Below are 22,056 nucleotides of genomic sequence, written 5' to 3'. Positions count from 1 at the left end.
GACCCTGATGAACCGCTACATCAGCGGCGACAACGTGCACACCGCCACGGTGGACGACGGCAAGGAATGGGGTCGTGAAAGCGAACTGGCGTACACCGTGCAGAGCGGTGCACTGAAGAACCTCAACGTAAAGTGGCGTAATGCGTCGATTCGTCGGGACTACAGTACCAATGAGTTCGACGAGAACCGCATCTTTATCAGCTACCCGATCAGCTTGTTGTAAAGCGGCTGCGGTGGGTCTGTCGCTCAAGTGACGGCTGACCCACCGCTATCGCGAGCAGGCTCGCTCCCACAGGGGATGGTGATGAACACATTATTTGCACGCGACGCCAAACCACTGTGGGAGCCGAGCTTGCTCGCGATGGCGGCGGTACATCCAACTTCTATGCAAGCTGACCCACCACTTTCGCTAGCAGGCTCGCTCCCACAGGGGAATGGCGCTGAAGATCAGCATGAGGACAAGGATATTTTCCAGCGGTCAAACGGCAACCCATAACTGATACCTCTCACTGTTTTGCTCAGGTAACTCCATGACTACCACACACATCCGTCATCCCTTCAATCGCTTGCTGCTGACCGGCGCCGCCGGCGGCCTGGGCAAAGTCCTGCGCGAACGTCTCAAGCCTTTCGCCCGACACATTCGCCTGTCGGACATCGCCAACATGACCCCGGCCATCGACGAAAGCGAGGAAGTGGTGCTGTGCGACCTGTCCGATAAACAGGCGGTGCATCAACTGGTGGAGGGCGTCGATGCGATCCTGCATTTCGGTGGCGTTTCGGTAGAGCGTCCGTTCGAAGAAATCCTCGGCGCCAACATCAGCGGTGTGTTCCACATCTATGAAGCCGCCCGCAAGCACGGCGTCAAACGCGTCATTTTCGCCAGCTCCAACCACGTCATCGGTTTCTACAAGCAAGATGAAGCCCTCGACGCCCTCTCCCCTCGCCGTCCGGATGGCTACTACGGCCTGTCCAAGTCCTACGGCGAAGACATGGCCAGCTTCTACTTCGATCGCTACGGCATCGAGACCGTCAGCATCCGCATCGGCTCTTCGTTCGTCGAACCCCAGAACCGCCGGATGATGAGCACCTGGCTGAGCTACGACGACCTCACCCAGTTGATCGAATGCTCGCTCTACACCCCGAACGTCGGGCACACCGTGGTGTACGGCATGTCCGCCAACCGCGATGTCTGGTGGGACAACAGCCACGCCGCACACCTGGGTTATCAGCCCAAGGACAGTTCCGAAATCTTCCGTGCCAAGGTCGAAGCCCAGCCGATGCCGGCCGCCGATGACCCGGCCAGGATCTACCAGGGCGGTGCTTTCGTAGCGGCCGGCCCGTTCGACGACTGATTCGCCTGTTTTTCATGGGATACGAATGCACAAGGGAATCACCATGCAAGCTGAATTGATTGTCGACGCACGCAACGCCGTCGGGGAAAGCCCGGTGTGGGTCCCCGAGGAAAACGCGCTGTATTGGGTGGACATCCCCAGTGGCGGCCTGCAGTGCTGGAACGCCGGGACCGGCCAACTAAAGGGCTGGGGAACGCCGGAAATGCTCGCCTGTATCGCCCGTCACCAGGACGGTGGCTGGGTGGCCGGCATGGAGAGCGGTTTCTTTCGCCTGCACCCCAATGACGACGGGACGCTGGACAGTGAGTTGTGCGCCAACGTCGAGCATAGCCGCGCCGACATGCGCCTCAACGACGGCCGTTGCGACCGTCAGGGGCGTTTCTGGGCCGGCAGCATGGTACTGAACATGGGCGCCAATGCCGCCGAAGGTCGGCTGTACCGTTATGAGGCGGGGCAACGCAGCCCGGTCGAGGCGCAACTGAGCGGTTTCATCGTGCCCAACGGCCTCGGTTTCAGCCCGGACGGACGGACGATGTACCTCTCCGACTCTCACCCCCTGGTGCAGCAGATCTGGGCCTTCGACTACGACCCCGACAGCGGTACGCCCTCCAACCGGCGCGTGTTCGTCGATATGCAACCGTTGGCCGGGCGCCCCGACGGCGCGGCCGTGGATGCCGAAGGTTGCTACTGGATCTGCGCCAACGATGCCGGGCTGATCCATCGCTTTACCCCGGATGGCCGCCTGGACCGTTCGCTGGCCGTACCGGTGAAGAAACCAACGATGTGCGCCTTTGGCGGCAGCCGTCTGGACACCCTGTTCGTCACCTCGATCCGCCCAGGCGATGACAACGACCCGCAATCCCTGGCCGGTGGCGTGTTTGCCCTCAACCCCGGCATCAAGGGCCTGGCTGAACCTGCTTTCGGAGGACGGAAACACTCCGCGAACTGATCTGCTTTGCCGCTTCACATCGATAGACATAAAAACAACAACACTGGAGATTGATCATGAATTTCAAACGCACGCTTTTGATCGCAGCTTTGCCCCTGGCCTTCCTGGCGCAGGCAGCTCATGCCCTCGATATCAAGATCGCCGACATCCACCCCAAGGGCTACCCGACCGTGGTCGCCGAGGAATCCATGGGTAAAACCTTGGAGAAGGAGAGCAACGGCGAGCTGAAATTCAAGTACTTCCCAGGTGGCGTACTGGGCTCTGAAAAAGAAGTCATCGAGCAGATGCAAGCCGGCGCGATCCAGATGTCCCGCGTCAGCCTGGGTATCGTCGGCCCTGTGGTGCCAGACGTGAACGTCTTCAACATGCCATTCATCTTCCGCGACCAGGCCCATATGCGCGCCGTCATCGACGGTGAAGTGGGTGATGCGATTCTCGACCGGATCACCAACTCCGAGTTTGGCCTGGTGGCCCTGGCCTGGATGGACGGCGGCACGCGCAACCTCTACACCAAGAAGCCAGTGCGCAAGCTCGAAGACCTCAAGGGCATGAAGATTCGCGTGCAAGGCAACCCGATGTTCATCGAGACCATCAATGCCATGGGCGGCAACGGTATCGCGATGGACACTGGTGAGATCTTCAGCGCCTTGCAGACCGGCGTGATCGACGGCGCGGAAAACAACCCGCCGACCATGCTCGAGCACAACCACTACCAGAACGCCAAGTTCTACAGTCTGACCGGTCACCTGATCCTGCCCGAGCCGATCGTGATGTCGAAGATCACCTGGAACAAGCTAACGCCGGAGCAACAGGACCTGGTGAAAAAAGCCGCCAAGGCGGCCCAGGCCGAAGAGCGCGTGCTGTGGGACAAGAAGTCCGCCGCCAGTGAAGAAAAACTCAAGGCTGCCGGCGTCGAGTTCATCACCGTCGACAAGAAACCTTTCTACGACGCCACCGCACCGATCCGAGCCAAATACGGCGCACCCTATGCCGATCTGATCAAGCGTATCGAAGCGGTCCAGTAACCCCTCTCGATCTGTACTCATGAAAAGGCTGGGCGCGCCTGCGGTTAAAAGGCGCGCCCGGTTACGGTGGAACCCGATGAAGAATTTGCTGCTGCGTATCAACGACACGATTTACATGACTTGCATCTGGGTGGCCGGCCTTTCTGTCCTTGCCGTTGCGCTGATGATTCCGTGGGGGGTGTTCGCCCGCTACGTACTCGGTACCGGCTCAAGCTGGCCGGAGCCCACCGCCATCCTGCTGATGATCGTTTTTACGTTCATCGGTGCCGCCGCCAGCTATCGCTCCGGCTCGCACATGGCCGTGGACATGGTCACCAGCCGGCTGCCCCCACGCTGGCAAACCCTGGCTTCGATTTTCACCCAGCTCCTGATGGCCGCGGTGTGCATTTTCATGACCGTCTGGGGCACCAAGCTGTGCATGACCACCTGGAATCAATTCATGAGCGCCATCCCCACCCTGCGCGTCGGCATCACCTACATGCCGATCCCGGTCGGTGGCTTCCTGACACTGATTTTTGTCCTGGAAAAGCTCCTGTTGGGTGATCAAAGCAAGCGTCGGGTCGTGCAGTTCGACCTGGTTGAAGAAAACGAAGGTGCCGCTTAATGGACGCTCTGATTCTGCTGGGCAGTTTTTTGTTGTTGATCCTGATCGGCATGCCGGTCGCCTACGCGCTGGGCGCTGCCGCCCTGATCGGGGCGTGGTGGATCGATATTCCGTTCCAGGCCATGATGATTCAGATAACGGGCGGCGTGAACAAATTCTCGTTGTTGGCCATTCCCTTCTTCGTCCTGGCCGGTGCGATCATGGCCGAGGGCGGCATGTCCCGCCGGTTGGTGGCTTTTGCCAGTGTGTTGGTCGGCTTCGTGCGCGGTGGCCTGTCATTGGTCAACCTCGTGGCCTCGAGTTTTTTCGGTGCGATCTCCGGTTCCTCGGTAGCCGATACCGCTTCGGTCGGTTCGGTACTGATCCCGGAAATGGAGCGCCGCGGCTATCCCCGTGAGTTCGCCACCGCCGTCACCGTCAGTGGTTCGGTGCAAGCGCTGCTGACACCGCCCAGCCACAACGCGGTGCTGTACTCCCTCGCCGCTGGCGGCACCGTTTCCATCGGATCGCTGTTCATGGCCGGCATCGTCCCCGGCATCATGATGAACCTCTGCCTGATGGCGCTGTGCCTGGTCTTTGCGAGAAAGCGCAATTACCCCAAGGGCGAGGTGATTCCGCTCAAGCAAGCGTTGAAGATCTGCAAGGAAGCCATGTGGGGCATGATGACCCTGTTCATCATCCTGGGCGGCATTCTCTCGGGTGTTTTCACGGCCACCGAGTCGGCCGCCATTGCCGTGGTCTGGGCATTCTTCGTGACCATGTGCATCTATCGCGACTACAAGTGGAGCGAGTTGCCAAAACTGATGCACCGTACGGTGCGCACCATCTCCATCGTGATGATACTGATCGGCTTCGCCGCCAGCTTCGGCTACATCATGACGCTGATGGAAATCCCGGCGAAGATCACCACCGCGTTCCTGACCTTGTCGGACAACCGCTATGTGATCCTGATGTGCATCAACGTGATGTTGCTGTTGCTCGGCACCGTGATGGACATGGCGCCGCTGATACTGATCCTGACGCCAATCCTGATGCCGGTGATCATGGGCATCGGCGTGGACCCGGTACAGTTCGGCATGATCATGCTGGTGAACCTGGGCATCGGCCTGATCACGCCGCCGGTGGGCGCAGTGCTGTTCGTGGGCTCAGCCATTGGCAAGGTCAGCATCGAATCCACCGTCAAGGCCCTGCTGCCGTTCTACGCCATGTTGTTCCTGGTGCTGATCCTGGTGACTTACGTCCCCGCCATTTCGCTGTGGCTGCCGCATCTGGTGTTGTAATCCCATAAGCGAGCAAGCCCCCTTGTGGCGAGGGACCTTGCTGTGGGAGCAAGGCTTGCCCGCGATGAAGTCAATGCGGTTTTACTTTGAAACCGTGTCGCCTTTTTCGCGGGCAAGCCTTGCTCCCACAGCCAAGCTCCCTCGCCACAACTGCGTTCACACAAGAACTCCTGCACCACCCCTTCCCACTCGGCAGACAACGCCCACCATGACATCCCTCCTGCACCTCGAAGACGAACTCACCCACCTCACCGTGGCGCCGCACCTGGGTGCCAGCCTGGTGAGTTGGACCTTGCGCAGCAACGGCCAGCCTCTGTTGCGCCCGCCCGCACCGCAGGCGCTGGAAAACTGCCTGCCTGGCAAGCTCGGCTGTTTTCCATTGATCCCCTGGTCGAACCGGATCGCCAACGGCGGCTTCGATTGTCCCGGCGGCTGGCTGGCATTGGAGGCCAACAGCCCCAACGACCCGTTTCCGATCCATGGCAGCGCCTGGCAACAGGCGTGGCAGGTGATCGAACAGAGCCCTCAGGAGGCATTGCTGCAACTGCACAGCCAATACCCGTTCGCCTATTGCGCCAATCTGCGCATCCGCCTGGACGGTGGCCAATTGCAGGTTTCGATGCAGGTCACCCACCTGGCCGAACAGCCGGCCTGGCATGGGTTGGGCTTGCATCCTTACTTCCCCCGGACCATCAACACCCGCTTGCAGACCTGCGCCACCGACGTCTGGTTGTGCGACGCCACGAAGCTGCCGACGCAGTTGAGTGATATTCCCGCACACTGGGACTTCCAGCAGCCTCGTGCGCTGCCGGATGCCCTCGTGGATAACGGTTTCGGCGGTTGGGACGGACACTGCCTGATCGAACAACCCGACCTGGGCTATGCATTGGAATGCCGAGCCAGCGGCAGCGATTACTTCCTGCTGTACTGCCCGGTGGGCCTGGACTTCTTTTGCATCGAACCGGTCAGCCACCCGGTCAACGCGCACCACCTGCCAGGGCGACCGGGGTTGCGCCTGCTGGAACAAGGGCAGTCTGTGGCGTTGGGGTTTTCGATGCAGTGCAAGCCATTGTAATCCCTGTGGCGGGGGAGCTTGCCGTGGGAGCAAGGCTTGCCCGCGATAGAGGCGACACGGTCCAAGGTAAAAACCGCGCTAACTTCATCGCGGGCGCGCCTTGCTCCCACACTGGGTTTCCACAGCTGCGCGCATTACGCCCGCACCCACATGTACGCCGCCACCCCCAGACACACTCCGGCAAACCCGACCTGCAACACCCGGGCCGGGACCCGGGACGCCAGTCGCCGGCCCAGCACCATGCCGACAATGCTGGCCACGATGAACATTGCCCCAACCTGATCGATACGCACCCCGGCATGAAAGGCCCCCGCCACGCCGATCAGCGAAATCAGGCTGATGACCATCAGCGAGGTGGCGACGATCCCGCGTATCTGCACGTCGGTCAGTTGCTTGAATGCCGGCACGATCAGGAAACCACCGCCCACGCCCAGCAGGCCGGACACCACGCCGGTCACCGCGCCGAGCGTCGCCAGCGTGGCGGTGCAGCGCGGGGTCCAGGCCAGGCGTCCGGTCTGGCGATCGAGCATGCAATTCTTCTGGCCCCAACTGGCCGCACCGTGGTCGCTCGGCCCCGGCTGCGCGCTTTCCCGTCGCAACATGCGCACCGCCACCAGCACCATCAACAAGCTGAACAGGATCATCAGGATTTTTTCCGGGAGTTGATGGGCCAGGAAGATGCCCAGTGGCGAAAACACCGCCCCCAGCAATGCGATCAACAACGCCGCGCGATAGCGCACCAGGCCATGGCGCAAGCCATCGATGGCGCCCACCGCCGCCGAACTGCCCACGGCGAACAACGCCACGGGCGCGGCCTGGGTCATGGTCAAGCCCAGCCCCAGCACCAACGCCGGAACCGCGAGGATGCCGCCGCCCGCCCCGGTCAATCCCAGGACCAGGCCCATGACCACGCCGAAAAAACTTGCCAGCAACATAAGATTCTCTCAAGCCGCGCACACCTGTTGGCAGGTGCGATCGCATTTGCAGGAGGCCTTGGCCCTCACTAAGCTGCGGACCATATGTTGCCAACCTTACGTGTTGCAACCGGTTCCTTCCGTACAGGTTAGTCGTCATGCCCGCGCAGATCCAAAGCTTCCTCGACCCCGCTTCAAAGACCTACACCCATGTCGTTTATGAGCAGGACGCAGGACAATGCGCGGTGGTCGATCCGGTGCTCGACTACGACCCGGCCTCGGGGCGCAGCGGCACCACGCAGGCTGACCGGGTGATCGCGTTCGTACGCGAACACCGGTTGACCGTGCAGTGGCTGCTGGAGACCCACGCCCACGCCGACCACCTTTCCGCCGCGCCCTACCTGCGTCGGGAACTGGGCGGCAAGATCGCCATCGGCCAGTCCATCGGCCAGGTCCAGAACGTCTTCAAGGCACTGTTCAACCTCGAAGCGCAGTTTGCCGTGGACGGTTCGCAGTTCGATCATCTGTTTGGCCCCGATGAAACGTTCTTCATCGGCAACCTCAAGGCCACCGCGTTACACGTGCCCGGCCATACCCCGGCGGACATTGCCTACCTGATCGACGACGATGTGATCCTGGTGGGCGATACGCTGTTCATGCCCGATGTCGGCAGCGCCCGTTGCGACTTCCCCGGCGGTAACGCGCACCAGCTCTACGCCTCGATCCGCAAGCTGCTGGCCTTCCCCGCCAGCGTGCGGCTGTATGTGTGCCATGACTATCCGCCGGATCATCGCGAGCCCCACTGCATGAGCACCGTGGGCGAACAGCGCCAGCACAATATCCACGTTCACGATGGCATCGACGAAGCCACCTTTGTCACCATGCGCACCCAGCGCGACGCCACGTTGGGTATGCCAACGCTGCTGTTGCCGGCGATCCAGGTCAATGTGCGGGCAGGCAACCTGCCGCCCGCCGAGGCCAATGGCGTGACGTATCTGAAGATTCCGCTCAATCAGCTTTAAGGGCAAAAACCCTGTGGAAGCGAGCCTGCTCGCGATAGCGGTGGGCCAGCTTGCATTGATGTCGCAGGCGCTGACGCTATCGCGAGCAGGCTCGCTCCCACAGGGGATTGCGACTATCCGTTGAGGTTCAGGTACCCAAGGTCAACCCATTGGCCGGCAGCGGCAATGCAGTCTTGTAGCGTACCTGCTTGAGCGCGAAGCTGGAGCGGATATTCGCCACGCCCGGGACCTTGGTCAGGAAGTCCATCATGAACCGCTCCAGGGACTGGATCGTCGGCACCAGCACGCGGATCAGGTAATCCGGATCGCCCGCCATCAGGTAGCACTCCATCACCTCGGGCCGGTCCGAGATCGCTTCTTCGAAATGCTGCAGCGCCTCCTCCACCTGCTTCTCCAGGCTGACGTGGATGAACACGTTGACGTGCAGGCCCAGCAGGTCGGCATCCAGCAGCGTGACCTGCTCGCGGATCACCCCCAGCTCTTCCATGGCGCGGACCCGGTTGAAGCACGGCGTCGGCGAAAGATTGACCGAACGGGCGAGATCGGCGTTGGTGATGCGGGCGTTTTCCTGAAGGCTGTTCAGAATGCCGATGTCGGTGCGATCCAGTTTACGCATGAGACAGATATTCCTGATTTTTATCGTTGTGCAGATTTTTTATCTGCAATTGGTCCGAACAGCAAGCCAACTGAGAAAAATATTCTTCGCCGTCGAGCCTATGATTGTTGTAGGACAATTCTCCTCATCCAGGGGATTTGTCAGCTAGCGCGCCCACTACAAGAAATTCACAAGATCGAGCGTAGAAAGCCATGAACCCAGCGTACGAACCGCTACGCCTGCACGTCCCCGAACCTACGGGCCGTCCCGGCTGCAAGACCGACTTTTCCTACCTGCATCTGAGCGATGCGGGCACGGTGCGCAAACCTTCCATCGACGTTGAGCCGTCCGATACCGCCGACCTGGCCCGGAGCCTGATCCGCGTGCTCGACGACCAGGGCAATGCCCATGGTCCCTGGGCCGAAGACGTGCCCCTCGACATCCTGGAAAAGGGCATGCGCGCCATGCTCAAGACGCGGATCTACGACAACCGCATGGTGGTCGCCCAACGCCAGAAAAAGATGTCGTTCTATATGCAGAGCCTCGGCGAGGAAGCCATCGGCAGCGGCCAGGCCCTGGCGCTGAACATCGACGACATGTGCTTTCCGACCTATCGCCAGCAAAGCATCCTGATGGCCCGTGACGTGCCATTGGTGGACATGATCTGCCAGTTGCTGTCCAACGAGCGGGACCCGCTCAAGGGCCGCCAGTTGCCGATCATGTATTCGGTCAAGGAAGCCGGCTTCTTCACCATCTCCGGCAACCTCGCCACGCAGTTCATCCAGGGCGTGGGCTGGGGCATGGCGTCGGCGATCAAGGGCGACACCAAGATCGCGTCGGCCTGGATCGGTGACGGCGCCACCGCCGAGTCGGACTTCCACACCGCCCTCACTTTCGCCCACGTCTATCGGGCGCCGGTGATCCTCAACGTGGTCAACAACCAGTGGGCAATCTCCACCTTCCAGGCCATTGCCGGCGGTGAAGCCACCACCTTCGCCGGACGCGGCGTCGGTTGCGGCATCGCCTCGCTGCGGGTCGACGGCAACGACTTCATGGCCGTCTATGCCGCCTCGCGCTGGGCCGCCGAACGCGCCCGCCGCAACCTCGGCCCGACCCTGATCGAATGGGTCACCTACCGCGCTGGCCCGCACTCTACCTCCGACGATCCTTCCAAGTACCGGCCTGCCGATGACTGGAGTCATTTCCCGTTGGGCGATCCGATTACCCGTCTCAAGCAGCACATGATCCGCATCGGTCAATGGTCGGAAGAGCAACACGCCGCCGTCACCGCCGAGCTGGAAGCGCAGATCATCGCGGCCCAGAAGGAAGCCGAACAGTACGGCACCCTCGCCGGCGGCCAGGTACCGAGCGCCGCGACGATGTTCGAAGACGTCTACAAAGAGATGCCGGAGCACTTGAAGCGCCAGCGTCAGCAGTTGGGGATCTGACATGAACGATCACAACAACACTATTGCGCTGGATACCGCCATGACCACTACCACCATGACCATGATCCAGGCCCTGCGCTCGGCCATGGACGTGATGCTCGAACGTGACGACAACGTCGTGGTGTTCGGCCAGGATGTGGGCTACTTCGGCGGCGTGTTCCGCTGCACCGAAGGCCTGCAGAACAAATACGGCACCTCGCGGGTGTTCGACGCGCCGATCTCCGAAAGCGGCATCGTCGGCGTGGCCGTGGGCATGGGCGCCTACGGATTGCGGCCGGTGGCCGAGATCCAGTTCGCCGACTACGTCTACCCGGCCTCGGACCAAATCATTTCCGAAGCGGCGCGCCTGCGCTATCGCTCGGCCGGCGAGTTCACCGCGCCCATGACCCTGCGCATGCCCTGCGGCGGCGGCATCTACGGCGGCCAGACCCACAGCCAGAGCATCGAGGCGATGTTCACCCAGGTCTGCGGCCTGCGCACCGTGATGCCATCGAACCCCTATGACGCCAAGGGCCTGCTGATCGCCTCCATCGAAAACGATGATCCGGTGATCTTCCTCGAACCCAAGCGCTTGTATAACGGCCCGTTCGACGGCCATCACGACCGCCCGGTAACGCCGTGGTCGAAACACCCGACGGCACAAGTACCCGACGGCTACTACACGGTACCGCTGGACGTCGCCGCCATCACCCGCCCAGGCAAGGACGTGACCATCCTCACCTACGGCACCACGGTCTATGTGTCCCAGGCCGCCGCCGAGGAAACCGGCATCGATGCCGAGGTCATCGACCTGCGCAGCCTGTGGCCGCTGGACCTGGACACCATCGTCAAGTCGGTAAAGAAGACCGGCCGTTGCGTGATCGTCCACGAAGCCACCCGCACCTGCGGCTTCGGCGCCGAGCTGGTGTCGCTGGTCCAGGAACACTGCTTCCATCACCTGGAAGCCCCTATCGAGCGTGTCACCGGTTGGGATACCCCCTACCCGCATGCGCAGGAGTGGGCATATTTCCCAGGGCCGTCCCGGGTGGGCGCGGCGTTGAAACGGGTCATGGAGGTCTGAATGGGCACGCACGTTATCAAGATGCCGGACATCGGCGAAGGCATCGCGGAAGTGGAATTGGCGGCATGGCACGTCAAGGTTGGCGACCTGGTGACCGAGGATCAGGTTCTGGCCGATGTCATGACCGATAAAGCCATGGTGGACATCCCCTCGCCCGTACATGGCCGGGTCATCGCCCTGGGTGGTGAGCCGGGTGAAGTCATGGCGGTGGGCAGCGAACTGATCCGTATCGAAGTGGAAGGCGCCGGCAACCTGAAGGAATCGGCACAACCACCGGCTGCGGCTGCGACTCCGGCTGCCGAGCCCGCACCGCCCAAAGCGCCTGAGCCGGTGGCGGAAAAACCTGCCGCCGCGCCCCGCCCGGCCCAGCAACCCCAGGCCCCTGTGGCCCGCGATCCCGACGAGCGCCCACTGGCCTCGCCGGCTGTGCGCAAACACGCCCTGGACCTGGGCATCCAACTGCGTCTGGTCCAGGGCAGCGGCCCTGCCGGCCGGGTACTGCACGAGGACCTGGAAGCGTATCTGGCCCAAGGCCCCTCGACGCCGGCCAAGGGCGGCTCAGGCTACGCCGAGCGCCACGACGAGCAGCAGATCCCGGTGATCGGCATGCGGCGCAAGATCGCCCAGCGCATGCAGGAAGCCACCCAGCGCGCCGCCCATTTCAGCTACGTCGAGGAAATCGATGTCACCGCCCTCGAAGAGCTGCGGGTTCACCTGAATGAAAAACACGGTGCCAGCCGTGGCAAGCTGACCTTGCTGCCATTCCTGGTGCGGGCGCTGGTCGTGGCCTTGCGGGATTTCCCGCAGATGAACGCGCGCTATGACGACGAGGCCCAGGTCATCACCCGCTCCGGTGCGGTGCATGTCGGGGTCGCGACCCAGAGCGATGTCGGCCTGATGGTGCCGGTGGTGCGTCATGCCGAGGCCCGCAGCCTGTGGGACAGCGCGGCGGAGATCGCGCGCCTGGCCACGGCAGCCCGCAATGGCAAGGCCAGCCGCGACGAACTGTCCGGCTCGACCATCACCCTGACCAGCCTCGGCGCGTTGGGCGGGATCGTCAGCACTCCGGTGCTGAATCTGCCGGAAGTGGCGATCGTGGGCGTGAACAAAATCGTCGAGCGGCCTGTGGTCATCAAGGGCCAGGTGGTGATCCGCAAGATGATGAACCTCTCCAGCTCCTTCGATCACCGGGTGGTCGACGGCATGGATGCTGCGCAATTCATCCAGGCCCTGCGCGGCCTGCTTGAACAACCCGCCACCTTGTTTGTGGACTGATACCAGGAGCAGGCATGCAACAGACTTTGAACACCACCCTGCTGATCATTGGCGGTGGCCCTGGCGGTTACGTAGCGGCGATCCGCGCCGGTCAGCTGGGCATCCCGACCATTCTCGTGGAGGGCCAGGCGCTGGGCGGGACTTGCCTGAACATCGGCTGCATCCCGTCCAAGGCGTTGATCCATGTGGCCGAACAGTTTCATCAGGCACAACACCATAGCCAGGGTTCAACCCTGGGTATCACGGTGTCCGCGCCGGTGCTGGACATCGGCAAGAGCGTGGAATGGAAGAACGGCATCGTCGATCGCCTGACCACCGGTGTGGCGACACTGTTGAAAAAGCACAAGGTCCAGGTCATTCACGGCTGGGCCAAGATCATCGACGGCAAGACCGTCGAGGTCGGCGATAGCCGCATCCAGTGCGAACACCTGCTGCTGGCGACCGGCTCGAAAAGCGTCGATCTGCCGATGCTGCCCATCGGTGGGCCGATCGTTTCTTCCACCGAAGCCCTCGCCCCGACCTCGCTGCCCAAGCACCTGGTGGTGGTCGGTGGCGGTTACATCGGCCTGGAATTGGGCATTGCCTACCGCAAGCTCGGTGCCGAGGTCAGCGTCGTGGAAGCCCAGGAACGGATGCTGCCGGCCTACGACGGCGAGCTGACCCAGCCGGTGCATGAGGCGCTCAAGCAATTGGGCGTGAAGTTGTACCTCAAGCACAGCGTCGAGGGTTTCGACGCCCAGACCAGCACGTTGCAAGTGCGTGACCCCGCCGGCGACACCTTGAGCCTGTCCACCGACCGGGTCCTGGTGGCGGTCGGTCGCAAGCCCAATACCCAAGGTTGGAACCTCGAGGCCTTGAACCTGACGATGAACGGCTCGGCGCTGAAAATCGACAGTCGCTGCCAGACCAGCATGCGTAACGTCTGGGCTATCGGCGACCTGAGCGGTGAACCGATGCTCGCCCACCGGGCCATGGCCCAAGGTGAAATGGTCGCCGAACTGATCGCCGGCCAGCCTCGCGAGTTCAACCCGACGGCCATCGCAGCCGTGTGCTTCACCGATCCGGAGCTGGTGGTGGTGGGCAAGACGCCGGACGAAGCCAAGGCAGCCGGTCTGGACTGCATCGTTTCCAGCTTCCCGTTCGCCGCCAACGGCCGGGCGATGACGCTGGAGTCGAAGAGTGGTTTCGTGCGGGTGGTGGCGCGTCGGGACAACCATGTGATCGTCGGCTGGCAAGCGGTCGGCGTCGGCGTCTCGGAACTGTCCACCGCGTTTGGCCAATCCCTGGAAATGGGCGCACGGCTGGAAGACATCGCCGGCACCATCCACGCCCATCCGACGCTCGGCGAGGCGGTACAGGAAGCGGCGCTGCGGGCATTGGGGCATGCGTTGCATCTGTGAGATAGCGACCTGAGGATCGTTCCCACGCTCCGCGTGGGAATGCAGCCAGGGACGCTCCGCGTCCCAAAGCCGAACGCGGAGCGTCCGTTGAAGTATTCCCACGCGGAGCGTGTGAACAATCATGCGAGTGAGGCTGCGAAACACCCCTGGAATGAAGTATTGTTGTCCCCATCCAAAAAACGTCAGAAGCCTTGACCGTTTCGACGGTTATGAAGATATAGAGGGTGTCATGGGTAACGAGAGCATCAATTGGGACAAACTGGGCTTTGACTACATCAAGACCGACAAGCGCTACCTGTCGCACTGGCGCAATGGTGCCTGGGACACCGGCACCCTGACCGACGACAACGTGCTGCACATCAGCGAGGGCTCCACCGCCCTGCACTACGGCCAGCAGTGCTTCGAAGGCCTCAAGGCCTACCGCTGCAAGGACGGCTCGATCAACCTGTTCCGCCCGGACCAGAACGCCGCCCGCATGCAGCGCAGCTGCGCCCGCCTGCTGATGCCACACGTCGACACCGAGCAGTTCATCGACGCCTGCAAGCAAGTGGTTCGCGCCAACGAGCGCTTCATTCCACCTTACGGCACCGGCGGCGCGCTGTACCTGCGCCCCTTCGTGATCGGCGTGGGTGACAACATCGGCGTGCGCACCGCCCCCGAGTTCATTTTCTCGGTGTTCTGCATTCCAGTCGGCGCTTACTTCAAGGGCGGCCTGACCCCGCACAACTTCCTGATCTCCAGCTTCGACCGCGCCGCCCCACAAGGCACCGGGGCCGCCAAGGTCGGTGGCAACTATGCCGCCAGCCTGATGCCGGGCTCTCAGGCCAAGAAAGCCAGCTTCGCCGATTGCATCTACCTTGACCCGCTGACCCATTCGAAAATCGAGGAAGTCGGCTCGGCCAACTTCTTCGGCATCACCCATGACAACAAATTCGTCACGCCCAACTCCCCGTCGGTCCTGCCGGGCATCACCCGCCTGTCACTGATCGAGCTGGCCAAGACCCGCCTGGGCCTGGAAGTGATTGAAGGTGATGTGTTCATCGACAAGCTGTCGGACTTCAAGGAAGCTGGCGCCTGCGGTACCGCGGCGGTGATCACCCCGATCGGTGGCATCAGCTACAAGGACAAGCTGCACGTGTTCCACAGCGAAACCGAAGTCGGCCCGATCACCCAGAAGCTCTATAAAGAGCTGACTGGCGTGCAGACCGGCGATGTGGAAGCGCCGGCTGGCTGGATCGTCAAGGTCTGATCCGATAGAAGCGAGGGGGCTTGCCCTCTCGCATGGTGTTGCTGATGACGCCATCGCGAGCAGGCTCGCTCCCACAGGGATTCTCAGTGGTCATGAGGCTTGCGTTCAACGCAAATCCACTGTGGGAGCGAGCCTGCTCGCGATAGCACCGGCGGGTTCGACATCCCTCTGCGCACTGACACCCAATCGCCCGGGCATTTCCCGGCGCCCCTTGGCCGTCACGGCCAATGCCCGGCTGTCCAGATCCTGAGTCAGCCACTGGCGCCTGATCGCCAATTGCAGCAACGCCGCCCCCAAGGCACCGCCCAGATGCGGCCGACGCATGCTCCAGTCCAGGCAGGGGCAGGCAAATCGGCGCCGTTCACTGGCCAGTGCCTGGACGTCAATGCCTAACGCCTCGAACAGCGTCTTGCCGGATTCGCTCAGCCGATAATCCTGCCCCTCCCCCTCTACCAACCATCCGGCGTCAATCATGCGGTCATGCAACCGCACCGCCAGGGTGCCAGCCATGTGGTCGTAGCAGGTGCGAGCAAATTGCAGGCGATCCGGAGTACGCGACACAAAAGCCGGCGCGGGCTTCTGACCGATCACCATCAACGCTTCCAGCGCCTGGGCGACACGCTTGTCCGCCAGGCTGTAGTAGCGATGGCGGCCCTGGACATGTAGACGGACCAGGGCCAGGTCCTTGAGCTTCGCCAGATGGGCACTGGCGGTGGAGGCGCTGACCTCGGCGATGCTCGCCAATTCTGTGCTGGTACGGGCATGACCGTCCATCAACGAGCAGAGCATCCGGGTACGCGCCGGTTCGGCAATGGCCGCAGCCACCTGGGACACACCTAGATCAAAGTGTTCTGCGCTCATATTTCGCTCCCGGACGAATCAAGTCATGCATCGACTGGGGATAGTAGCAACACTTTCGTCAACACGAACAAGGCAGCGCTGCATGGACCCGATCACCGCCGCGACCCATCCCGACCCCTACCCTTACTACGCCAGCCTGCGAGCCCAGGGAGGGCTGACCTTCGATCCGCACCTGAAATTGTGGATCGCCAGCAGCGCCGAGGCGGTGTGTGCCGTGCTGCGCCACGCCGATTGCCATGTGCGCCCGGCCCACGAACCCGTGCCGAAAGCCATTGCCGATGGCCCTGCCGGCCGAGTGTTCGGGCGCCTGATGCGCATGAACGAAGGCGAGCGCCAGCGTTGCCCCCGAGCGGCCATTGCACCTGGGCTACAGGACATCGACCCGCAACAGGTGGAGGCACTGGTCAGGGCACGTTTCATCACGGAGGACGATGTCGACCTGCACCCTCGGCAGTTCATCGGACCGGCCAGCGTGGTAGCGACGCTGCTGGGTTTCAGTCCGACGCAAAGCCACCTGGTCAGTGAACTCACCGGGGATTTCGTCGCCTGCCTGTCGCCCTTGAGTCAAACCACGCAGTTGGATGCGGCGCACCGGGCCACCGAACAACTGGAAATGCTGTTCCGGGAACGCATCGACACGCCGGACAGCCCTCTGCTGAAACGCATCTGTCAGGACTTGGCAACCGATCCGGACAGCCTGGTCCCCAACCTGATCGGCCTGCTTTCGCAGACCTATGAAGCCACGGCGGGCTTGATCGGCAACGCGGTGCTGGCACTGATCCGCGACCCGGCGTTGCGACGGACAGTCATCGCCGCCCCCAAGCAGATCAGCCCGCTGCTGGCCGAAGTCCAGCGCTTCGACCCGGGCGTGCAAAACACCCGCCGCTTCGTCGCCGCCCCCAGCGAAATCCTCGGCGCGACGCTGAACAGCGGCGATGTGATCCTGGTGCTGCTGGCCTCGGCCAACCGTGACCCGCGGCTCAATCCGCAACCGGACGACTTCCTGCTGGATCGCTCGAACCGTCGCAGCGTCAGTTTCGGAACCGGGCGTCATGAATGTCCCGGGCAAACCCTGGCGCTGAGCATCGCCCACGCCACACTCGAAGCGATGCTTGAACGAGAACCGCGATGGGACCGTTTGACCTGGAGCTACCGCCCCTCGATCAACGGACGCATCCCGATGTTCAGCGACCAGTCAGGCACCCAAGCACCTTGACGTGCCCCAGCGCTAGTCAATCGTCCCTGGTCAGCACTTCCAGCAGTTCGATTTCAAAGATGAGGTTGGCGTTGGGCTTGATGTGGGCGCCCATGGATCGCTCGCCATAGGCCAGGTGCGCCGGCACCAGCAGCTTGCGCTTGCCGCCGACTTTCATCCCCATCAGGCCCTGGTCCCAGCCCTTGATGACGCGCCCGGTGCCGATCACGCACTGAAAAGGCTTGCCGCGACTGTAGGACGAATCGAACTCGGTGCCGTCCTCCAGGGTGCCGCGGTATTGGGTGGTAATCAGCGCGCCTTTGACTACGCTTTTGCCGTCGCCCTGTTCCAGGTCGATGATTTGCAGTACTTCGTTCATGGGTATTCCCGAGTGATTCCAGGCGCGGTTTTTCGCAGAAATCGGCGCGCCTGGCAACTCCAATGGTCTTTGAGCGCAACGTGCGCCGGCGGATGAATCCGGTAAACAGGAGGGAACCGTAGCGCCCGCGTCGGTTCACATGGGTATCGACCCTGCTATTCAGATAAGGATGTTCTGATGATCGACTCTCGCCCTCTCAACGGCTTTATTCCTCCCTATATCCTCAATCGCATCATCGCCCACGGCTCAGAACAGCAACGCTCCAGTGCCCTCGGCACCCTGACCCATGTGCGTAGCCTGCGGCACAACCCGGGTCCGCCTGGCAACTCTCCCGCCGCCGCTGTGCTGCCCAAGGGCAAGGCCGGACACCCACAGCGCAGCGTTCACGATGCCCAGAACAGCATGGAGCTGCCCGGCCAGCCGGTGCGCCTCGAGGGTCAAGCGGCCAGTGGCGATGCGGCCGTGGACGAGGCTTACGACGCCCTGGGCGCTACCTATGATTTCTTCTGGAAGGTCCTGGGCCGCGACTCCATCGACAACAAAGGCTTTGCCCTGGTAGGCAGCGTGCATTATGGCAAGGGCTATGAGAATGCCTTCTGGAACGGCGCGCAGATGGTCTTTGGCGACGGCGATGGGGAAATTTTCCAGCGTTTTACCCGCTCCCTGGACGTCGTGGCTCATGAGCTGGCCCACGGCGTCACCGAAAGCGAAGCCGGGTTGATCTATGCCAATCAATCCGGTGCCCTGAACGAGTCTATCTCCGACGTGTTCGGTGTGCTGGTCAAGCAGTTCGTCCTCGAACAGACGGCCGACCAGGCCGATTGGCTGATCGGTGCCGACCTGCTCACCGATAAGATCAACGGCGATGGCCTGCGCAGCATGGCCAATCCCGGCACCGCCTACGATGACCCGCTGCTGGGCAAGGACCCGCAGCCCGCTCACATGCGCCAGTTCGTCATTACCCGTGAGGACAACGGCGGTGTGCACATCAACTCCGGTATCCCCAACCACGCCTTTTATCTGATAGCCACCGCACTGGGCGGATTTGCCTGGGAAAAGGCCGGGCGGATCTGGTATGAAACCTTGTGCGACAGGAACCTGGCCAACGACGCGACTTTCAGTGCCTTCGCCCACCTGACCGTCGAGCATGCACGCCAGCGGTTCGGCGAGCGGGAGGTACGAGCGGTACAGGACGGCTGGGCCCAGGTCGGCGTCAACCTGACCGAGGAGAGCTGATGAAAACCCTTCCAGACCTTGACGACAACGCCGTGGTGCGCCTGTCGCGCCAGGGCGGCGTGGCAGCGATCCATGCCCTGACCCGCCCGCGGGAAATCGAGTTCGCCCAATGCGACCTCGACCAGCGCACGCGCATCCATTCGGTTCTGGAGGGTTGCCTGCCGCTGACCTCCTCCACCTCGGGTCAGGGGGATCAACGCTTCTTCCAGATCGAAGTACGCTATCGCACTGACGATCAGGACAATGAAATGGTGTTACAGGTGCCCGAGGACCGGGCACCCGGCGAGCTGGTTCATCTGTGGGACAAGGGGGAAGTGCTCTGAAGTCCTAAAGACTTTTCACACAGAGCCTAACGCGTGGCCGGAACGATCTTGACGATCGCGCCGGACACGGTTTCGATCAGCAAGTACTTGTCGTCGATATGCACCCATTGCTGGTCGTTTGTCGGCTGTTCGAGCTTCTTCTGTTTCCAGTCTTTCATGGCCCTGTCCGCGCGCTGGTAATCCGCGGGTACCCGGTCGTTCTCCACCAGCCTGCGGCCATTGCTCGGCGAATGCTCCAAGGCATCCCCGGTTTTCTCGACCGCTTGTGCAACAGGCCCAAGGGCTCCAAGGCCGACGATCAGCGCCAGGCTGGCGATCAAGGTTGGTTTACGCATAGAAAGACTCCAGTTATCAAGGTACTGAATCTCCGACTTCAACGGTGGCGAATCATTCCTTTTACTGTAGCGACCAACCAAGATACATAAAGCCTGGGAGCGGCTTGCTCGCGATAGCGGTATATCGGCCACAAAAATGTTGAATGGACCGCCGCCTTCGCGGGCAAGCCCGGCTCCCACAGGTCCAGCGGCGTACTCGATATCTCCTGCACCATGACTCCCCCTGTGGGAGCGAGCCTGCTCGCGATGACGGCTGCGCAGTCGACTCACCTGCAACTGAGCCATCGCTATCGCGAGCAGGCTCGCTCCCACAGGGAATGGCGGTAGACATGAGCTCTCCGGTCATCCCGGAACCAGGTTCGCTCCCACAGGCGATGCTGTTTCAGACCACCGCCAAGCGTGGCACCTGGCGGATATTCTGCAGGAAGCGATCGGCCGGCATTGGATGGCCCAGCAGGTAGCCTTGCAGTGAGTCGCAGCCCAGTTGGGTCAGGAAGTCCTGTTGCACATCGGTCTCCACCCCTTCGGCGACGATCCGCAGGCCAAGGGCCTGGCCGAGGGCGACGATGGCCGAGACGATGGCGGCGTCGTCGCTGTCGTGCTCCAGGTCGCGCACGAAGCCGCGATCGATCTTCAGCTCGTTGGCCGGCAGCCGCTTGAGGTACATCAGGCTCGAATAGCCGGTGCCAAAGTCGTCGATGGACAGGTCCACACCCATGTCCGAAAGCTGCTGCAATACCGTCATGCTGGCATCCGCGTCGCTCATGGCGGTGGTTTCAGTGATTTCCAGGGTCAGGCTGTTGGGCAGCAAATGGTGCACCTCCAGGGCCTTGGCGACACTTTGCACCAGTCCGGCATGGCAGAACTGCAAGGCCGAGAGGTTCACGGCGATACGCCAATCGGTATAACCGAGCACGTACCATTCACGCATCTGCCGACAGGCCTCGTTCAGTACCCATTCGCCAATGGGAATGATCAGCCCGGTCTTTTCCGCCAGGTCGATGAAGGTGTCGGGCATCAACAGGCCCTGGGTCGGATGGTGCCAGCGCAGCAACGCCTCGGCGCCGACCGGACGACCGTTGGCCGCGTCGAACTTGGGTTGATAATGCAGGCTGAACTGCCGCTGTTCGACGGCGATGCGCAGGTCTTGCAGCAACTGCAATTGCTTGCGGGCATTGCTGTTCATCGAAGCATCGAAAAAGCTGTAGCCGTTCTTGCCGGCGCCTTTGGCGTGGTACATCGCCGCGTCGGCGTTCATCAGCAGCTCTTCGGCGCTCAGACCGTTACCGGGGAACAGCGCGATACCGACGCTGGCGGAAATCTGCAGATCATGCTCAGTGACCCGGAACGTGCGGCCGATCAAGCCGACCTGGCGCGCCGCCAGCCGCAGGGCATCGTCGGGCTCGGCCAGTTGCACCAGCAGCACGAATTCATCACCGCCGATCCGCGCCAGGGTGTCCTGGCTTCGCAAGTCTTCGCGCAGGCGCAGGGCCACGTCGCGCAGCAGCAAATCACCCATGTGATGGCCAAAGGCGTCGTTGACCGGCTTGAAGCCGTCCAGGTCGATGAACATCAAGGCGAAGCAGCCACCCTGCTCCTGCACCCGGTGCATGGCCTGGTCGATGCGATCCGCCAGCAGCACCCGGTTGGGCAATCCGGTGAGGGGGTCGTGCAGGGCCAGTTGAGTCAGTTCCCGGTTCGCCTGGGTCAACGATTGGGCCAGTTCCGCGGTACGGGCTTCCAGGCGTGCGTCGAGAATCGACGTCAGCAAGGCAATGGCCAGCACCGCCAACGTCGTGATCAGCACCACATTGTCCAGGCCTTTGCCGCTCAAGCCGTCGAGGGAACCACAGAAGCTGCCCTCCCTGAACTGCGCCCCCGCCATGCCGGTGTAATGCATGCCGACAATGGCCACGCCCATGATCACGGCGGCGCCGGCACGGGCCAGTCGAACACGGGGACTGTTGTGGCGCAGGCGAAAGGCAATCCACAACGCCGCGGCGGAGGCCCCTACCGCGATCACCAGCGAAGCGCCGAACAGCGTCGGGTCGTAGTCGATGCCCGGCTGCATCCGCAAGGCCGCCATGCCGGTGTAATGCATGGCGCTGATGCCGGCGCCCATGATCAGCGCGCCAAAAGCCAACTGCCAGGCCGGTAAACGTGGCTGGCTGACCAGCCACAGGGCAAAACCACTGGAAAGAATGGCAATCAGCAACGACAGCGCAGTGATGGACAGGTCGTAACCAAGTTCCACCGGCAAGGTGAATGCCAGCATGCCGATGAAATGCATTGACCAGATACCCACCCCCATCGCGAATGCGCCACCGGCCATCCAGAGGTGAGCAGCGTGGCCACGGGTGGTGGCGATACGTCCGGCCAGATCCAGCGCGGTGTAGGACGCCAGTACTGCAACCAATAGGGAAATCAAAACAAGGGCGGGGGAATAACTGCCGATGAGCATGGGGGGTTTTCTCGTAGC

Annotated in this window: 22 protein-coding genes; 16 read left to right on the top strand and 6 right to left on the bottom strand. The window is 62.2% G+C overall.

The genetic code is table 11. The features are described from left to right. The 7 genes from FGE05_RS23545 to FGE05_RS23515 all read left to right on the top strand — a co-directional run. On the top strand, positions 1-223 hold a 223-nt coding region (locus FGE05_RS23545; RefSeq protein ID WP_139648726.1), incomplete at its 5' end, for an OprD family outer membrane porin. Positions 224-530: 307 nt separating this feature from the next. Continuing rightward, entirely contained in the window at positions 531-1,352 is an 822-nt protein-coding gene (locus FGE05_RS23540; RefSeq protein WP_139648725.1) for an NAD(P)-dependent oxidoreductase, read from the top strand. Between the two features lie 43 nt (positions 1,353-1,395). Continuing rightward, positions 1,396-2,301: an SMP-30/gluconolactonase/LRE family protein gene (locus FGE05_RS23535; protein ID WP_139648723.1), complete on the top strand. Its 906-nt coding sequence runs from the start codon at positions 1,396-1,398 to the stop codon at positions 2,299-2,301. A 56-nt stretch (positions 2,302-2,357) separates the two neighbouring features. Beyond that, positions 2,358-3,326 (top strand): TRAP transporter substrate-binding protein, encoded by a 969-nt coding sequence (locus FGE05_RS23530; protein ID WP_139648722.1) that lies wholly within the window; start codon positions 2,358-2,360, stop codon positions 3,324-3,326. A 76-nt stretch (positions 3,327-3,402) separates the two neighbouring features. After that, entirely contained in the window at positions 3,403-3,930 is a 528-nt protein-coding gene (locus FGE05_RS23525; RefSeq protein WP_139648719.1) for a TRAP transporter small permease, read from the top strand. Next, a complete protein-coding gene (locus FGE05_RS23520) occupies positions 3,930-5,210 on the top strand; it encodes a TRAP transporter large permease (protein ID WP_139648717.1) in 1,281 nt (426 codons plus the stop codon). The genes FGE05_RS23525 and FGE05_RS23520 overlap by 1 nt, the downstream gene beginning before the upstream one ends. A gap of 208 nt (positions 5,211-5,418) precedes the next feature. Next, positions 5,419-6,285 carry an aldose 1-epimerase gene (locus FGE05_RS23515; protein WP_139648715.1) on the top strand — a complete coding sequence of 289 codons (867 nt, stop codon included), beginning with the start codon at positions 5,419-5,421 and terminating at the stop codon, positions 6,283-6,285. 134 nt (positions 6,286-6,419) lie between these two features. Here FGE05_RS23515 and FGE05_RS23510 read toward each other — a convergent pair whose 3' ends face one another. Then, positions 6,420-7,220 (bottom strand): sulfite exporter TauE/SafE family protein, encoded by an 801-nt coding sequence (locus FGE05_RS23510; RefSeq protein ID WP_139648713.1) that lies wholly within the window; start codon positions 7,218-7,220, stop codon positions 6,420-6,422. Positions 7,221-7,357: 137 nt separating this feature from the next. Between FGE05_RS23510 and FGE05_RS23505 the strand changes: the two genes are divergently transcribed. Beyond that, positions 7,358-8,221, top strand: a complete 864-nt coding sequence (locus FGE05_RS23505) for an MBL fold metallo-hydrolase (protein ID WP_139648711.1) — start codon at positions 7,358-7,360, stop codon at positions 8,219-8,221. A gap of 127 nt (positions 8,222-8,348) precedes the next feature. Here FGE05_RS23505 and bkdR read toward each other — a convergent pair whose 3' ends face one another. Then, the gene (gene bkdR / locus FGE05_RS23500) at positions 8,349-8,837 is read right to left on the bottom strand and encodes a Bkd operon transcriptional regulator BkdR (RefSeq protein WP_003202929.1); all 489 of its coding nucleotides are present in this window, start codon (positions 8,835-8,837) and stop codon (positions 8,349-8,351) included. A gap of 191 nt (positions 8,838-9,028) precedes the next feature. On the opposite strand from bkdR, the gene FGE05_RS23495 reads away from it, so the two are divergent. The 5 genes from FGE05_RS23495 to FGE05_RS23475 all read left to right on the top strand — a co-directional run bounded on the left by FGE05_RS23495 (position 9,029) and on the right by FGE05_RS23475 (position 15,248). After that, positions 9,029-10,264 (top strand): 3-methyl-2-oxobutanoate dehydrogenase (2-methylpropanoyl-transferring) subunit alpha, encoded by a 1,236-nt coding sequence (locus FGE05_RS23495; RefSeq protein WP_139648709.1) that lies wholly within the window; start codon positions 9,029-9,031, stop codon positions 10,262-10,264. 1 nt (position 10,265) lies between these two features. After that, positions 10,266-11,324 carry an alpha-ketoacid dehydrogenase subunit beta gene (locus FGE05_RS23490; RefSeq protein ID WP_139648707.1) on the top strand — a complete coding sequence of 353 codons (1,059 nt, stop codon included), beginning with the start codon at positions 10,266-10,268 and terminating at the stop codon, positions 11,322-11,324. Next, positions 11,325-12,599: a dihydrolipoamide acetyltransferase family protein gene (locus FGE05_RS23485; protein WP_139648706.1), complete on the top strand. Its 1,275-nt coding sequence runs from the start codon at positions 11,325-11,327 to the stop codon at positions 12,597-12,599. It abuts the gene before it with no gap. A gap of 14 nt (positions 12,600-12,613) precedes the next feature. Then, positions 12,614-13,999, top strand: coding sequence for a dihydrolipoyl dehydrogenase (gene lpdA, locus FGE05_RS23480; RefSeq protein WP_139648704.1), 1,386 nt, complete (start codon positions 12,614-12,616; stop codon positions 13,997-13,999). A 229-nt stretch (positions 14,000-14,228) separates the two neighbouring features. Further along, positions 14,229-15,248 carry a branched-chain amino acid aminotransferase gene (locus FGE05_RS23475; RefSeq protein WP_139648702.1) on the top strand — a complete coding sequence of 340 codons (1,020 nt, stop codon included), beginning with the start codon at positions 14,229-14,231 and terminating at the stop codon, positions 15,246-15,248. 105 nt (positions 15,249-15,353) lie between these two features. On the opposite strand, the gene FGE05_RS23470 is transcribed toward FGE05_RS23475, so the two are convergent. Next, positions 15,354-16,109 (bottom strand): helix-turn-helix transcriptional regulator, encoded by a 756-nt coding sequence (locus tag FGE05_RS23470; protein WP_139648700.1) that lies wholly within the window; start codon positions 16,107-16,109, stop codon positions 15,354-15,356. Between the two features lie 82 nt (positions 16,110-16,191). Here FGE05_RS23470 and FGE05_RS23465 point away from each other — a divergent pair, with 82 nt between their 5' ends. Further along, positions 16,192-17,325, top strand: a complete 1,134-nt coding sequence (locus FGE05_RS23465) for a cytochrome P450 (RefSeq protein ID WP_139648698.1) — start codon at positions 16,192-16,194, stop codon at positions 17,323-17,325. A 16-nt stretch (positions 17,326-17,341) separates the two neighbouring features. Here FGE05_RS23465 and FGE05_RS23460 read toward each other — a convergent pair whose 3' ends face one another. After that, positions 17,342-17,683, bottom strand: coding sequence for an FKBP-type peptidyl-prolyl cis-trans isomerase (locus FGE05_RS23460; RefSeq protein WP_139648696.1), 342 nt, complete (start codon positions 17,681-17,683; stop codon positions 17,342-17,344). A 177-nt stretch (positions 17,684-17,860) separates the two neighbouring features. On the opposite strand from FGE05_RS23460, the gene FGE05_RS23455 reads away from it, so the two are divergent. Together FGE05_RS23455 and FGE05_RS23450 are read left to right on the top strand one after the other, a co-directional pair. Next, positions 17,861-18,919 (top strand): M4 family metallopeptidase, encoded by a 1,059-nt coding sequence (locus FGE05_RS23455; RefSeq protein WP_139648694.1) that lies wholly within the window; start codon positions 17,861-17,863, stop codon positions 18,917-18,919. Continuing rightward, on the top strand, positions 18,919-19,242 hold the full coding sequence (locus FGE05_RS23450) for a protealysin inhibitor emfourin (RefSeq protein ID WP_139648692.1): 324 nt from the start codon (positions 18,919-18,921) through the stop codon (positions 19,240-19,242). The genes FGE05_RS23455 and FGE05_RS23450 overlap by 1 nt, the downstream gene beginning before the upstream one ends. Positions 19,243-19,268: 26 nt before the next feature. On the opposite strand, the gene FGE05_RS23445 is transcribed toward FGE05_RS23450, so the two are convergent. Together FGE05_RS23445 and FGE05_RS23440 are read right to left on the bottom strand one after the other, a co-directional pair. Beyond that, a complete protein-coding gene (locus FGE05_RS23445; RefSeq protein WP_041022179.1) occupies positions 19,269-19,577 on the bottom strand; it encodes an RcnB family protein in 309 nt (102 codons plus the stop codon). 382 nt (positions 19,578-19,959) lie between these two features. Further along, positions 19,960-22,038 (bottom strand): bifunctional diguanylate cyclase/phosphodiesterase, encoded by a 2,079-nt coding sequence (locus FGE05_RS23440; protein ID WP_139648690.1) that lies wholly within the window; start codon positions 22,036-22,038, stop codon positions 19,960-19,962. Positions 22,039-22,056 lie beyond the last annotated feature (18 nt).

Source organism: Pseudomonas sp. ICMP22404 (genome assembly GCF_006227205.1).
Lineage (GTDB): Bacteria > Pseudomonadota > Gammaproteobacteria > Pseudomonadales > Pseudomonadaceae > Aquipseudomonas.
This window is presented reverse-complemented; position numbering and strand designations above follow the sequence as displayed.

What these genes read in the sequence shown, in the direction of transcription:
- FGE05_RS23490 (WP_139648707.1), top strand. Translation starts at nt 10,266, where the DNA reads ATGAACGATCACAACAACACTATTGCGCTGGATACCGCCATGACCACT.
- FGE05_RS23470 (WP_139648700.1), bottom strand. Translation starts at nt 16,109, where the DNA reads ATGAGCGCAGAACACTTTGATCTAGGTGTGTCCCAGGTGGCTGCGGCC.
- FGE05_RS23530 (WP_139648722.1), top strand. Translation starts at nt 2,358, where the DNA reads ATGAATTTCAAACGCACGCTTTTGATCGCAGCTTTGCCCCTGGCCTTC.
- FGE05_RS23440 (WP_139648690.1), bottom strand. Translation starts at nt 22,038, where the DNA reads ATGCTCATCGGCAGTTATTCCCCCGCCCTTGTTTTGATTTCCCTATTG.
- FGE05_RS23495 (WP_139648709.1), top strand. Translation starts at nt 9,029, where the DNA reads ATGAACCCAGCGTACGAACCGCTACGCCTGCACGTCCCCGAACCTACG.
- FGE05_RS23460 (WP_139648696.1), bottom strand. Translation starts at nt 17,683, where the DNA reads ATGAACGAAGTACTGCAAATCATCGACCTGGAACAGGGCGACGGCAAA.
- FGE05_RS23450 (WP_139648692.1), top strand. Translation starts at nt 18,919, where the DNA reads ATGAAAACCCTTCCAGACCTTGACGACAACGCCGTGGTGCGCCTGTCG.
- FGE05_RS23540 (WP_139648725.1), top strand. Translation starts at nt 531, where the DNA reads ATGACTACCACACACATCCGTCATCCCTTCAATCGCTTGCTGCTGACC.
- FGE05_RS23485 (WP_139648706.1), top strand. Translation starts at nt 11,325, where the DNA reads ATGGGCACGCACGTTATCAAGATGCCGGACATCGGCGAAGGCATCGCG.
- FGE05_RS23510 (WP_139648713.1), bottom strand. Translation starts at nt 7,220, where the DNA reads ATGTTGCTGGCAAGTTTTTTCGGCGTGGTCATGGGCCTGGTCCTGGGA.
- FGE05_RS23525 (WP_139648719.1), top strand. Translation starts at nt 3,403, where the DNA reads ATGAAGAATTTGCTGCTGCGTATCAACGACACGATTTACATGACTTGC.
- FGE05_RS23535 (WP_139648723.1), top strand. Translation starts at nt 1,396, where the DNA reads ATGCAAGCTGAATTGATTGTCGACGCACGCAACGCCGTCGGGGAAAGC.
- bkdR (WP_003202929.1), bottom strand. Translation starts at nt 8,837, where the DNA reads ATGCGTAAACTGGATCGCACCGACATCGGCATTCTGAACAGCCTTCAG.
- FGE05_RS23445 (WP_041022179.1), bottom strand. Translation starts at nt 19,577, where the DNA reads ATGCGTAAACCAACCTTGATCGCCAGCCTGGCGCTGATCGTCGGCCTT.
- FGE05_RS23515 (WP_139648715.1), top strand. Translation starts at nt 5,419, where the DNA reads ATGACATCCCTCCTGCACCTCGAAGACGAACTCACCCACCTCACCGTG.
- FGE05_RS23505 (WP_139648711.1), top strand. Translation starts at nt 7,358, where the DNA reads ATGCCCGCGCAGATCCAAAGCTTCCTCGACCCCGCTTCAAAGACCTAC.
- lpdA (WP_139648704.1), top strand. Translation starts at nt 12,614, where the DNA reads ATGCAACAGACTTTGAACACCACCCTGCTGATCATTGGCGGTGGCCCT.
- FGE05_RS23455 (WP_139648694.1), top strand. Translation starts at nt 17,861, where the DNA reads ATGATCGACTCTCGCCCTCTCAACGGCTTTATTCCTCCCTATATCCTC.
- FGE05_RS23465 (WP_139648698.1), top strand. Translation starts at nt 16,192, where the DNA reads ATGGACCCGATCACCGCCGCGACCCATCCCGACCCCTACCCTTACTAC.
- FGE05_RS23475 (WP_139648702.1), top strand. Translation starts at nt 14,229, where the DNA reads ATGGGTAACGAGAGCATCAATTGGGACAAACTGGGCTTTGACTACATC.
- FGE05_RS23520 (WP_139648717.1), top strand. Translation starts at nt 3,930, where the DNA reads ATGGACGCTCTGATTCTGCTGGGCAGTTTTTTGTTGTTGATCCTGATC.